Origin of the sequence: Paenibacillus sp. FSL R5-0887 (assembly GCF_038002305.1) — a bacterium.
Lineage (GTDB): Bacteria > Bacillota > Bacilli > Paenibacillales > Paenibacillaceae > Paenibacillus_AQ > Paenibacillus_AQ odorifer.
This window is the reverse complement of the sequence record NZ_JBBOCE010000001.1, coordinates 3,026,969-3,041,132: the sequence shown is the minus strand read 5'-3', so window position 1 is coordinate 3,041,132 and position 14,164 is coordinate 3,026,969. Positions and strand designations below refer to the sequence as shown.

Sequence of the window (14,164 nt, the reverse complement as noted above, 5' to 3'; positions counted from 1 at the left end):
AAAGGACGTGGGGAGGATTACTACATGAATCTTGGAGAATACGCAGAGCCTTGGGTTTCAGATCAGGGAGACGGAACTTATATCAATCCAATCCTGCATGCGGACTATTCGGACCCGGACGTAATTCGCGTCGGTGATGACTTTTATATGACCGCTTCTAGCTTCGGGCACATTCCCGGATTGCCGATCCTGCATTCGAAGGACTTAGTCAATTGGGCAATCATCAATCATGCTGTGCTGGAGATGAACTTGGAGGGGTATGACCGTCCGCAGCATGGCAATGGCATTTGGGCACCTAGCCTAAGATTCCATGGCGGGAAGTTCTGGATCTTCTATGGCGATCCAGATGTCGGCATCATGATGACTTCGGCGGTGGACCCTGCCGGAGAATGGACGCCATTGCATCTGGTTCAGGCAGGCAAAGGCTTAATTGATGCTTGTCCCTTCTGGGATGAGGACGGACAGGCGTATTTGATTCATGCCTATGCGAAGAGCCGCAGCGGCATTAAGCACAAGCTGCGGCTGTGCCGAATGTCCGCTGACGGTAAAGGGCTGCTGGACGAAGGCCGGATTATCTATGATGGAACCGAAAATCATCCGACTCTGGAAGGACCAAAGTTATACCAGCGCAACGGATATTATTATATCCTTGCTCCGGCAGGGGGCGTGGCAACCGGATGGCAGACAGTGTTCCGTTCCCGAAACATCTGGGGCCCTTACGAGGACCGAATCGTTCTGCAACAAGGGCAGACCTCAGTAAACGGCCCGCATCAAGGCGGACTAGTGGAGCTGGATTCGGGCGAATCGTGGTTTATCCATTTCCAGGATAAAGGACCTTATGGCCGGGTCGTTCATTTGCAGCCGGTCAGCTGGGTAGATGACTGGCCTTTGATGGGAGAGCTTCAAGCAAGCGATGGAGCTGGAGTGCCAGTGATACGTTACCGAAAGCCTGAGGTCGGGAAGGCATACGCAGTGTCAGTGCCTGCAACTTCTGACGATTTCGAGTCTTCAACGCTTGGATTGCAGTGGCAGTGGCAGTCTAACCCCAAATCGTCTTGGTATAGTCTCGAGGCAAGAGAGAGCTATCTTCGGTTAAATGCTGAACATAAACCCGTAGACAACAAAGGGCTATACCATAGTCCGCAGCTCTTGCTGCAGAAATTCCCAGCACTTTCGTTTACAGCAGCCTGCAAGGTTGACCCTTCGGGCCTGGGAATAGGGGAGTCCGGAGGTTTGATGATTTTTGGTTATCGTTATTGTTGCTTGGTGGTACGAAGATTAGAGGATCAAGAACTGAAGGGGATGCTAGCCCTATCGCTTATGCAAGGAGATGATACGGGAGAGACAGAAATGTGGTCATATCCTTTGATAGACACGGATAATCTCTTCCTGCGGGTCGAGGTATTAGAGGATGCGACTTGCCATTTCGGCTACAGCTTGGAGGGTACAGACTTCACTTCCGTACCTGTAGAGTCATTTCAAGCTATAGAAGGACATTGGGTGGGAGCTAAGACAGGTCTATTTGCCGTAGGTTCCGGCAATGGAGGATATCTTGATATCGATTGGTTCCGAATCACCAAGTAAGTGAATAACCAAGTAACCGAATAACCCCAAAACAAAGGAGAAGCTTATGCTGAATGTTTCGAAGCGGAAAGAGCCTCTGGTAAAACATATTTACACTGCTGATCCGTCGGCTCATGTTTTTGAGGATAAACTATATATTTATGTGTCTCACGATCTTGAAATCAGCGTTCCCAACAACTTAGATGGAGATCATTATGCTATGGAGGATTACCATGTTCTAACTATGGATGATAGGTCAGCAGAATTCGTAGACGATGGTGAAATACTCCATATGAAGGATGTCCCGTGGGTATCCAAGCAAATGTGGGCTCCAGACGCTGGCTTCCGAAACGGCAAATATTATCTTTATTTTCCGGCGCGGGATCTCAGCGGGGTGTTTCGGATTGGTGTGGCGACAGCGGATTCACCGGCGGGACCTTTTACGCCGGAGGCGGATTACATGGAGGGAAGCTTCAGCATTGATCCGGCCGTATTCAACGACGATGACGACGAGGTTTATCTGATCTTAGGAGGGCTTCGCGGGGGGCAGCTGGAGAAGTGGAGTACGGATACCTACATGCCTGATGGCACAGGGCCGGCTCCACACGAACCTGCATTGGGACCTCGCGTGGCAAAGCTAAGCAAGGATATGTTGTCCTTTCAGGACAAATTAATGGAAATCTCCATCATTGATACTGAAGGACGTCCTATTCTGGCAGGCGATGAAGAACGAAGATTTTTTGAAGGTCCTTGGATGCATAAATACGAGGGGAAATACTACCTCAGTTATTCTACAGGGAGCACACATAAAATCGTCTACGCCATTGGAGACAATCCGCTGGGACCCTTTACGTTTCAAGGCACACTTCTGACCCCGGTGATCGGATGGACAACGCATCATTCCATCGTGAACTTTCGGGACAAATGGTACCTATTTTATCATGATAGTTCTTTGTCGGACGGTGTGAGCCATAAGCGCTGTGTGAAGGTTACTGAATTAAAGTATAATGCGGACGGAACGCTGCGAATGATCGATCCAAATTTAGTATAGATAGACTTGTATGGCAACAAGGAATGGTTTTGTAGGATTCCCCTCAGGTAGGCAGTGGAAACAGACCTCATGGTAGATGAGTCTAATCACAGTCAATCGGAGGGGATCTTTTTATATCATAATTGGATGCGCTTTCATTAAAGGGGGTGATCATTCAGGTAAGGTCGTTTCACTAAAATAAGTAGGAGGGATCGGATCAAATGATTAAAAAAGTGCTACGTAGTTTAATGCTGGGAAGTTTATTGGTGACTTTAACTTGTTCTAATCTAGCAGGCAAAGCAGAGGCGGCAGCGGTAAATACAATTCCTAACGCGTCTAAGGTTGAGCAGGGTTATGACAGCAGTTTTTTATCAGTTCCTGGTTTTGCATCATTAGGTGTAAAAGATAGAAGCAGTTATGCAGGTACCTCATATTATCGAACGGTCAGCAGTGGCCGAGAGTTTTTACAAGCAATCTTGGATGCAGGCAGTGGTGCTGTAAAAGTTATTGAAGTTACAGATAATCTAAACTTAGGGTGGACTGAATTAGCACTAAATTCTACTGAAATTTCAAAATATAGCTTTGTTACAAAATATCCTGATCCATCAAACGGATTCACGAACCCACTCTTAATAACCTCCGGTGTATCCAAATTAAGCATAGCCAATATTGATGGATTAACGGTTTTTTCAGCTTCAGGTAAAACTATTAAACACGCAGAATTAAAATTGCAGAGCTCAGTGAATGATATTGTCATTAGAAATCTCAATTTTGATGAAATGTGGCAATGGGATGATACAGGTGAGCACAAAGAGGTAGGCTGGACTTTTATCAAGGTAAATGGCGCAAACAATGTATGGATAGACCACTGTAAGTTTTCGATAGCCGCGGATGGAATGATTGATATGGAAAATGGTTCAACGAATGTAACTTATTCTTGGAACGAATTTGGTCTAGCGGCAGCTCAAAATCCAGCGACTAGTAGCTCTATTTATAAGTCAATTGAATATATGGAGCAAAAATATGCAACAGGATCACTGAACTCCTCCACCAGCCTTTATTATAAAATGCGTAACGAAGGGGCTACCAAAAATCAAATTATGGCTTATGCCGCCTATCACTCCAAAGTTCATTTGGTAGGATCGGGTGACAAGGATTATACGAATTATGTGGGTTCTAACGGTGTGGAAATTAAAGATGGAAATCAAAGACTTCGCTTAACTTTAGCATACAATCGTTATACAAATGTTGGGTCGCGTCTGCCAATGATTCGTCAAGGAGTCGGGCATCTATTTAATAATTCTTTTGATAATTCTACACATCAGAATGTACTCGACAGCGTTACTGCAATCTCCAAATATGGCCATGATAAATTATCGCGTGGAATGAACGCCAGAAATGGAGCTTCTATAGCGGGGGACACCAATGTCTATAATGCTTTTAATGAACCGCTGATTGGTGCGGAGCTTCAAGGGGATGATACTGCTAATATGAATGCACCTTTTGACGTATTGTTTAAGGATGCGATGAACCATAGTTTAATTGTAAATTCTACAGTAACAACTAGTAGCGGAACAACCTATACAGGCAGCAGCTGGGATAATAATGGCGTTAATGCCTTTACTAACGGAATGAATTGGAATAACAAAGCAACCATTGGCCAGTGGGCTTGGTCATCATCAATAGTCGGAATTGAAAATATGAGTAAATCAAACCCGCCATCTACACCTTTTACATTCACTTATGGGTATAACGAGCAATTGCCTTATGCTTATAAAACAGTTCCTCTATCTGGCGTTGTCTCCACAGTAAATCAATATGCCGGGGTCTCAAAAGTTTCTTGGAACACTGCGGAGTGGTTAAAAACAAATTATTATGATGCCTATTCGACGATCGAAGCAGAACGTTATACCAGCATGTCTGGTGTGAAAAATGAAGCGAGTTCCGAAGGCGGTCAGAATGTCGGCTATATAGAGAATGGCGATTATATCGCGTTTAATAATGTTAACTTTGGAAGCGTCGGACCCACAAGTTTCGAAGCAAGAGTAGCGAGCGGTACATCGGGAGGAACTATCGAAATTAGACTGGACAGCTCAACTGGAACTCTGGTTGGAACTTGTCCGGTAGCGGGAACAGGCGGCTGGCAGACCTGGGTGACTAAAACATGTGCAATCAGCGGCGCCACCGGCACGCATAATGTATATCTAAAATTTACCGGTTCTAGCGGATATTTATTGAATCTTAATGGGTTCAAGTTTATTAAGTGATTTTATTAAGCGAGGTTCTGAGGGGGAGTGAAAAACCTTTATGCTGGGGCGGGCAGATAGACCTCGGCTGGAGTGGAAGCGGCGAAAAGGGAGCGGGAGTTGTACCGTAGAATGTGGCGGATGGAGCGGAAGTGGCGAAAAGAGAGGCAAAAATGTCTTAGAATGAGGTGGATGGAGGGGATGTAGCGGAAAGAGAGGCAAAAATGCCTTAGAATGAGGCGGATCGAGCGGAAGTGGTGAAAAGAGAGGCATAAATGCCTTAGAATGTGGCGGATGGAGTGGATGTGGTGAAAAGAGAGGCAAAATTGCCCTAGAATGAGGTGGATGGAGCGGAAGTGGTGAAAAGAGAGGCATAAATGCCTTAGATTGTGGCGGATGGAGTGGAAGTGGTGAAAAAAGAGGCAAAAATGCCTTAGAATGTGGCGGATGGAGTGGAAGTGGTGAAAAGAGAGGCATAAATGCCTTAGATTGTGGCGGATGGAGTGGATGTGGCGAAAAGAGAGGCATAAATGCCTTAGAATGTGGCGGATGGAGTGGAACTGGTGAAAAGAGAGGCATAAATGCCTTAGAATGTTGCGGATGGAGTGAATGCGGCGAAAAGAGAGGCATAAATGCCTTAGAATGTTGCGGATCGAGCGGAAGTGGTGAAAAGAGAGGCATAAATGCCTTAGATTGTGGCGGATGGAGCGGATGTGGCAAAAAGAGAGGCAAAAATGCCTTAGAATGTGGCGGATGGAGTGGATGTTACCGGATCGAGCAAAACGCGGAGAAATGAACGGTATAAATCCCGCAGAATGCAGCTGATCGAGCGAATGTGGCGAAAAGAACGGTATAAATCCCGCAGAATGCAGCTGATCGAGCGGATGTGGCGAAATGAACGGTATAAATCCCGCAGAATGCAGCTGATCGGGCGAATACGGAGAAATCTACGGTATAAATCCCGCAGAATGCGGCTGATCGGGCAAATGTGGTGAAATGAACGGTATAAATCCCGCAGAATGTACCGGATCGAGGGGATGTGGCGAAAAGAGAGGCATTAATGACCTAGAAAGTGACGGATGGAGTGGATGGATGTTACCGGATGGAGCGAATGCGGTAAAATGAGTGGTATAAACCCGCAGAATGCAGCTGATCGAGCGAATGTGGCGAAAAAAGAGGCATAAATGCCTTAGAACGCAGCTGATCGAGCGAATGTCACCAGATCGAGCATATAACGAGAAATCTACGGTATAAATCCCGCAGAATGCACCGTATGGACCGGGACCAATACACCCTAAAGGAGTGATTCCCCCCATCAACCGGAGAACCACTCCTTTTTTATAACCAACTTTATAATCCAATCAACGATGACCTCCGTGATGCTTAACTGTGTATTTTGCTGAACTCGATTCGCGAGCTGAAGGACCTAGTAAACTCTTTTTCGATTATTGTTTTCATGATATTGTGATGCACTTTGAGTTGTGATTGATCGGCGTGGTCTCTAAGGAGTTCAAAGAGCGCTGCTGATTTTTTGAAGCCTGTATCATCGTCTAGCTTGATGCTTAATAACAAGATTTCTAGAATAGTGTTGATTGTATCGTACATATTCTCTTGTTTATAGTAATACATCGCCAGCAAATAAATGTAATCCTCATGGTATTTGATATTCACAATAGTCTCATGTTCTCCTATGTCATCAACATTGATTTTGAATTCCTTCAGAATCCAATCAACGGAATAATCATGCATTATCGAAGATTCTAAGATTGTAATGAGTCCCGGCAATAATTCTTCATCATCACTTTTTCTAATAAACTCAACGTATTTATGTAGCACTCCCATTTTGCCTTCCAGCAGATCGATAACGTATGAATTGGCTTTTGCTATATTGCGGTAATATTCGACTTCATAAATGGCCTCTTCATCTAAACCTCCTATCCAGCCAAGGTCAGCATACTTCTGAATACATAGTTTTGCCTCGTCAAACTTACCGGACTTTTGTAGTGCTATACCTTTTGCGCATGAGCTATATCCAAAATAATAGGGGATACTCCGCTTCAGTTTAGGACCTCTTATGAGGTTACTATTGTTTTCATATATGATGGAAATTTGTTCATGTAGCTTGTCTGCAATTTCAATCATGGCATCCCAATTCTCAAATGAAAATGATGCCTTAAGCATCTGAATCAAGGAATCCACATTCAACTCTTCCAAATCCAACTTCAATCCTATCTCCCTTTCTAGAGCATATCATGCATCGATTAAGATAATTGTATTTCATTTCTAAATTATTCATTTATTTTACATTAAATCATGTGATTTCCATCACGTTACATAAGGTCAAAAGGGTCTTTATTAATAATTTTCAAAATACATCCAGCTCACATTATCTTCCTTAAGTTTCTAGTGTTGGAGGAATAATGTTTGTTCCGTTGTTCATTTGTCCCCTTGTTTTTGGGTTATTTGTACGTAAAATGCGGAAATGTACCTATCGTGGAACTCGTTCTTCCTTTATGATCATCCCGTAAAGAAAGCGCTATCAAAGAAATTTTAACCACATTTCATGAGGGGGTAAGGATAATTTGAAGCGAATGGGAAAAAAGCTGGGAATGAGCCTGTTGGTATTTATAATTGCAGCAGCGCAGTTCGGTTTCACAGGAACGCAGGGCAATGTGGCACTAGCAGCTGAGAAAAGTATGGCGCAAAAGCCGTATATGGGCTGGAGCAGTTACAGCATGCAGGTGTACGACGGTGCAGGTAAATGGACCTCGGCCGAAAGCATTAAGAAACAATCGGATGTTATGCATGAGAAGTTGCAAGCCCATGGATATGAATACATCAATATTGATGCGGGCTGGAATGGCGACATGGATGAATACGGCAGACCGATTCCAAGTGAGACCTTATATCCTAACGGATTTCAAGAGGTCATCGACTATGTTCATAATAATGGACAGAAAATTGGAATCTATATGATTCCGGGGGTATCCATCGATGCCTATAATCGGAATCTTGAGATTTACGGGACTGGTGGCCAATGCCGCATACAGGACATTACAGCCAAGCCGCTTACCATTATGGATTATTGGAATTCCTACACTTATAAAATTGATTTCACGAATCCATGTGCCCAGAAGTATGTGGATTCTATTGCCGATATGATTGGCGAGTGGGGCATTGATTTCGTCAAATTTGACAGCGTGACTCCTGGCTCGGGGATTGATAACTTGAGCCGTGATGCGCGCGGCGATGTTGAGGCATGGTCTAAGGCTTTTGACAGAAATAACATCTGGTTTGAGCTGTCCTGGGCGCTCGATCACAATTACGTGGATTTCTGGAAAAAGTATGCCAACGGTTGGCGAATTGACTGGGATGTGGAAGCTTACGATGGCAGTGGGCTGACAGCCTGGCCGAGTATTTCCCGCTTGTTCCCCAAAGCAGCACTTTGGTGGAGGGATGCAGGTCCTGGGGGTTGGAATGATTTTGATTCCCTGAACGTTGGTAACGGATCTATGGATGGTCTGACCAAAGACGAGCGGAAATCCGCGATGACATTCTGGTCAATCTCTTCCGTACCACTGTATACAGGTAATGACATGACTAGGCTGGACAGCTATGGTCTAGAATTGCTTACCAATGATGAGGTGATTGCCGTAAATCAGGCAGGACGTCCAGGCCATCCGGTATCTATGGATACCCAGCAGCAGGTTTGGTATGCCAATAATGGAGATGGCACTTACAGCGTAGCTCTGTTCAATCTGGGCAGTCGGAGTGCGGAGGTGAAAGTCAAATGGAGTGATCTCGGCCTTGAAGGTCCGGCTTCCGTTCGCGATTTATGGAGTTACACTGAGCTGGGAGACTTTGAGAAGGAATTTAGCGGAGGCATACTTGAACCTCATGCGTCACGGATGCTTAAAGTTACAGCATTAGGTGGCACCTCTACAGTCAATGATGATGATACAGGTATGCGCTACAGCGGGGATTGGAAGCGTAATGGCGGCAAAGAGCTGCTAGAAGGAAAGCAGGATTTGAGCATTACGATCAAGGATTCCTCGTCTGCTCCGTCGATGGCTTCACAATCGGATATTACGAACTATGGGACTGACCCGTCTGAGAATTCGTCTGCTGCGAACAAGGCAACGGTCACTAATGTAGTTTACATTAATGATAATGACAGCGGCATTAAATATAATGGCGCATGGCAGGTAAGCTCATCTCGAGGATTGGGTGATTATAAAGACGATGTGCATTATTCCGAGAAGAACGGGGATTCCTTTGAGTACACCTTTACGGGCACTGGCATTGACCTGCTGACCGAAAAGCATGAATCTCAGGGAGATGTGATTATTACGCTGGACAATGAGGCTGCACAGACCGTTAGTGCTTATAAAACAGGATCAAGAGAGGTACAGCAAAATCTGTACAGTGTCTCAGGACTGGCTAACGGCTCTCACACGCTTAAAGTGGTCAAAAGCTCAGGTGATTTTATGCTGCTTGACGCATTTAAGGTGACTACAGAAACTCCAGCAGGAGAACAGAATAGTACCATTACTCCGACATCTGCTCGATTCGACCAAGCAATAGAACAACAAGAGGATGTTACTGTCACTCTGAATTTGAATGGTAATACACTGAGCGGTATTGAAAATAATGGCGAGGCACTTTCGGAAGACGATTTTACGGTGACGAATGATAAATTGACCATTCATAAGCAATACCTTGCGCAGCAGCCGGCAGGCACAACCGACTTGATTTTCATTTTTAACACTGGTGATCCACAGACCCTGTCGATACAAATTAGTGATTCTACAGGCATTCGTTATGTGATGATTAATAACGATGATTCGACAGTTAAGTACAATGGCACTTGGAACCGCAGCAGTGGCAGAGGATTGGGTGACTATAAAGACGATGTGCAATATACGGAGCAGAATGGTGATTCTTTTGAATATACCTTCAGAGGAACGGGGATTCAGCTGTTCACAGAGGTAGATGAGTCACAGGGTGATATGGATATATATGTTGACGATCAATTTAAGGAAACCGTCAGTGCCTATCATCATGGACAAATGTCACTTCAGAACCTTTACAGCATTTCTGGCTTACCGGATGGAATGCACACGCTCAAGGTTGTGAAGAAATCAGGCAGATTTATGCTCCTTGATATGCTTAAGGTAGAAATTCCGAATATGATTAATCCGATCGCTGCCAGCTTTGATAAAGCTGCTTCCGCTCAGGAAGATATTGAGGTGACATTGCTGCAGCAAGCGGAAAGCTTTGCCGGTATTACTAACGGATTATATGATCTGGTTCTCGGGACTGATTATTCAGTAGCAGGTAACCGTGTTACACTGAATAAATCTTATCTTGCTGCACAGCCAGTGGGGACGCTGAACCTTAAGTTTACTGTGAAGGGAGATTATCTTAACGATGTTCACTCCACATCAGTGGACGGTGATTTCTTTGAATATACCTTCAAGGGTACCGGAATCAGCCTGATCACACCTATGGGTCCAGAGCAAGGTGATATGGATATTTATGTGGATGGACAACGGGTCCAAACCGTGAATGCGTATAGTCAGAGCCGCCTGACCCGTCAGGAAATTTATAGTATTTCGGGATTGGAGGGCGGGATACACACGCTTAAAGCTGTGAAGAAATCTGGTGATTTCATGCTGACGGATCAATTGAAATTCACAGTTTCAACGAGTCCTGCTGTATCTCCGACACCAACGCCAAGTCCAACACCAACGCCAAGTCCAACACCAACACCAACACCAACACCGACACCAACACCAACACCAACATCAACGGATTCGGGTGGCTCATACATTCCAGCTCAGCCATCTTCTAAACCTGCCCTGACTCCGACGCCAACTCCGGCAACTGGAAATGAGGATGGATCTGCAGGAAATGGCGAGTCTAATACGATCCGTCATACCACATATATCAAAGGTTATCCGGGTGGGTTCTTCCAGCCGGAGCACGAAATTACGCGTGCTGAGATGGCAACGATTCTTGCCAATGTTGCTGAGAAGGGAGCTACTGGAGCAGGGGTTGTGTTCAGTGATGTGCCTTCTGGTTACTGGGGTGCTGATGCCATAACTAAAGCAGCGAAGATGGGACTAATGAAGGGTTACAGCGATGGCACCTTTAAACCTAATCAACCATTGACGCGTGCAGAAATGGCCAGTCTGGTGACCCTGCTTAGAACGGATTCGACGCAGAAGGGCTCCGGTTTCTCTGACATCAATGGACATTGGGCACAGGCGGCGATTTTGCAAGCCCAAGGTACGGGCATTTTGACTGGTTATAATGACGGGACTTTCCGTCCTAATGCCAAGCTTACTCGTGCCGAAGCTGTTGTGGTTATAAATAGGGCTTTGGGCAGAGGTCCTCTAACCAATGTAACAAATCCACAGTGGGCAGATGTTCCGGCAACGCATTGGGCCTTCGGCGATATTGAAGAAGCTTCGACGGATCATGTCTTTACATCTGGATCAGAGGCCAGAGATCAGAAGAAGAACTGATTGTCTAGCCAAAGCATTGAAGAAGGGGGGCCGTTACTGGCCCCTTTTTTCTAAATGACAGGAGGGCCACGCACTATAGATAAAATATCGGAATTGCCGATAAAAGGCAGTGATAACGGCGTGGATCGCTGTTTTTTTTCCATTTCTGAAGAGGTGCAGGAGGGTGAAGTGAGTTCAAACCCTTGACTATGAAGCAAAATGTTTTAATCTATGGTAATGATAGCGCTATCGAAATGTCATATTGAGGGAGGCTAACTACGCTGAAATATTCCAATATCTTTCGTAAATTTCTAATCTCTTATGTGGTCATTTTGGTCATACCCAGCATTGGCGGGTACATGTCCTATCTAACCTCGATCTCCGTGACACAGTCCATCTCGATTGAGAATGGAGTCACTCAGCTTCAGAAAAGTCAGGAGATATTGGAGCGCCGTATGGCGGAGGTTGAAGGCTTTACCAGGCAATTGGCGGTCAACCAGGAGCTAAATGTTCTTATGAATGAAAGTGAAAATGAGACGAATGTGTATGGGATTTGGAAAACGATGCGGAATGTTTTGACCTTCGGCCAGACTAATGATTTTTTGCAAAACTATTATATTTACCTCGCCAACTATAATCTTATCCTAACCCCAGGTTCGACCTATCGTCCGGAGCATTACTATTCTAATTTCAACTATAAGGATCTTTCGTTACAGGATTGGAGAAAAGAAGTGCTTGAGACAACCCACCGCAGCGAGATCAAGCCACTTAGTGATTTTGTCAGCAGGGGGATGCAAACCTCGGTTATTACCTATATGCAGTCACTCCCCTTGGATAGCTTTAATGATTCCTCGCCGGCTGTCGCAGTAGTGATTATTGATGAAAAAAATATTTCCAGCCTGCTTTCAGGCCTGACCGAGCGATATGGGGGTTGGGTGCATATTAGTGATGCTAAAGGGAATACGATTGTTCTGCAAGGAAGTGATGAGCAGAAAATGGTCAAAATGCTCGACGATCCAGCTTTTGATAAGAACAAGGTCAGTCAGTTTTATAAGGATGATCTGGTGATTACTACCCGTTCCGATTCCAATGGCTGGGTGTATCAGACCGGGATTCCTCAAGATATTTTGATGGAGAATGCTAACAAAATCAAGAGAATCTCCATACAAATTACGGGAGGCACTCTAATTATCGGTTTGATTGCCGGACTGATATTAGCTTACCGTAACAGCGCGCCAATCAACCGTATGCTCAGTGTCATGAAGGAGCAATTCGGCAAAGAAGAAGCCTCGGAGAGAAATGAATTTGACTTTTTGAGCGGCAATATAGCCGATATGATTACCAAAAATAAGCTGCTCGAGTCCGAGCTTAACCGCCAGCTTCCTCTGGTCCGAGATGCCTTCCTGAAACGGCTGATTGCCGGCGAATTCAAAACGCGGGATGAAATTATCTCTGCCGCCAAACAGGCGGATATCAGCATGAATCAGAGTACTGGCTACGTAGGAATTGTTCAGATTAACGGTTATGCGGGTATGGACAGTGTTGAAATTCTGAACGAGCTGAGTGCTTCCCGGCTGCTGCTGAAACAGACCTTGGCTGATCTTGGCGTGGATGTCTTGATGACGGATATGGGCTCTGATAAAGTTGTAACGCTGTTCTTTTCTAGGGAAGACGGAGCTGACAAGGAACAGGAAGCAGCGAATATCACCCAGACGATGGAGGAGCTCGCTACAAATGTCTTTAATGAGTACCGCATTACCATTCTGGCGGGCTTCGGGGATCTATTCACAGAGGTAACAGAGGTTAGCCTTTCGTATGATCAAGCGAAGCAGGCACTGGAATATGCTGTTTATATGAATAAAAAAGGGATTATCTGGAGCAGTGAAGCTCAAATTGAGAATACAACTTATTATTATCCGCTGGATTCGGAGCAACGGTTAATCAGCACGATTCGAGCCGGAGAGCTTGAGGAAGCCAAACGGATTGTGCGTGCGATTATTGCTCAGAATATGGAGCAGCGAGAATTATCCATCGAAATGAAGCACCAGCTTGTCGGGGAAATGAAGGGGACTTTTCTCAAGCTATTGGATCAAAAGGCATTTACCGAATATTCAGATATCGAGAGTGTCAAACGGCGGGTCATAGACATTGGCTCATCAGAGTCGCTTGAGACGATCCAGAACGAATTTTTTGACATTATGGAAGAGCTGTGCGGACTCATTGCGAATAAAAAGAAAGATATTCATATTCAAATCATCAAGCAGATTAAGGACTACACAGCAAAAAACTATTCGGATACGGAACTAACCCTTTACCGGGTGGCGGAACAGGTGGAGCGGCCGGAAAAATACATTTCCCAGCTGTTTAAAGAGGTCACGGGTGTTAATTTCTCCGACCATTTGATAAAAGTCAGAATGGATCAGGCCATCATCCTGCTCAAAGAGAGCGGATTAACGGTGGATGAGATTGCCGTGCGGGTGGGCTACAACAGTTCACATTCCTTCAGACGCGCATTCAAAAGGTTGATGGGTGTCTCCCCGAGTGCCTATAGACAATCTGTGGATGAATAAAAAAATAGGCCATAACATAAGGCTGCACTGTCCACTTTGGATGATGCAGTCTTTTTCTGATTTCAACCCTGCAATTCGGAAAAATGGCCGTTCTACTGCTATTTTGTGCTCCTCAGATAGGGCGATTTGTACGCTGAAGCACCCAAGTGTACCTTTCTTTTGGAGATAAAAGTCATCTATGATCAATCCGTAGAAAGCGCTATCACAAATCACAGACATCTGCTTAGGGGGAATTGTTCTGGAGAA

Annotated in this window: 7 protein-coding genes; 6 read left to right on the top strand and 1 reads right to left on the bottom strand. The window is 45.1% G+C overall.

Annotation, left to right across the window (positions count from 1 at the left end; all coding sequences use genetic code 11):
- Positions 1-24: 24 nt before the first annotated feature.
- From MKY14_RS13620 to MKY14_RS13605, 4 genes are all read left to right on the top strand, one after another.
- Positions 25-1,584: a glycoside hydrolase family 43 protein gene (locus MKY14_RS13620; protein ID WP_076306414.1), complete on the top strand. Its 1,560-nt coding sequence runs from the start codon at positions 25-27 to the stop codon at positions 1,582-1,584.
- 46 nt (positions 1,585-1,630) lie between these two features.
- The gene (locus MKY14_RS13615) at positions 1,631-2,614 is read left to right on the top strand and encodes a glycoside hydrolase family 43 protein (protein ID WP_076306415.1); all 984 of its coding nucleotides are present in this window, start codon (positions 1,631-1,633) and stop codon (positions 2,612-2,614) included.
- Between the two features lie 200 nt (positions 2,615-2,814).
- Complete coding sequence (locus MKY14_RS13610; RefSeq protein WP_076306416.1) at positions 2,815-4,860, top strand: carbohydrate-binding protein; 2,046 nt, start codon at positions 2,815-2,817, stop codon at positions 4,858-4,860.
- A 737-nt stretch (positions 4,861-5,597) separates the two neighbouring features.
- Entirely contained in the window at positions 5,598-5,834 is a 237-nt protein-coding gene (locus MKY14_RS13605; RefSeq protein ID WP_175618952.1) for a hypothetical protein, read from the top strand.
- Positions 5,835-6,222: 388 nt separating this feature from the next.
- Here the strand turns inward: MKY14_RS13605 and MKY14_RS13600 are convergent, their stop codons facing one another.
- Complete coding sequence (locus tag MKY14_RS13600) at positions 6,223-7,065, bottom strand: hypothetical protein (protein WP_076308195.1); 843 nt, start codon at positions 7,063-7,065, stop codon at positions 6,223-6,225.
- 365 nt (positions 7,066-7,430) lie between these two features.
- On the opposite strand from MKY14_RS13600, the gene MKY14_RS13595 reads away from it, so the two are divergent.
- Positions 7,431-11,369, top strand: a complete 3,939-nt coding sequence (locus tag MKY14_RS13595) for a X2-like carbohydrate binding domain-containing protein (protein ID WP_256716066.1) — start codon at positions 7,431-7,433, stop codon at positions 11,367-11,369.
- A gap of 338 nt (positions 11,370-11,707) precedes the next feature.
- A complete protein-coding gene (locus MKY14_RS13590; protein WP_081388275.1) occupies positions 11,708-13,918 on the top strand; it encodes a helix-turn-helix domain-containing protein in 2,211 nt (736 codons plus the stop codon).
- Positions 13,919-14,164 lie beyond the last annotated feature (246 nt).

What these genes read in the sequence shown, in the direction of transcription:
- MKY14_RS13620 (WP_076306414.1), top strand. Translation starts at nt 25, where the DNA reads ATGAATCTTGGAGAATACGCAGAGCCTTGGGTTTCAGATCAGGGAGAC.
- MKY14_RS13615 (WP_076306415.1), top strand. Translation starts at nt 1,631, where the DNA reads ATGCTGAATGTTTCGAAGCGGAAAGAGCCTCTGGTAAAACATATTTAC.
- MKY14_RS13610 (WP_076306416.1), top strand. Translation starts at nt 2,815, where the DNA reads ATGATTAAAAAAGTGCTACGTAGTTTAATGCTGGGAAGTTTATTGGTG.
- MKY14_RS13595 (WP_256716066.1), top strand. Translation starts at nt 7,431, where the DNA reads ATGGGAAAAAAGCTGGGAATGAGCCTGTTGGTATTTATAATTGCAGCA.
- MKY14_RS13590 (WP_081388275.1), top strand. Translation starts at nt 11,708, where the DNA reads ATGTCCTATCTAACCTCGATCTCCGTGACACAGTCCATCTCGATTGAG.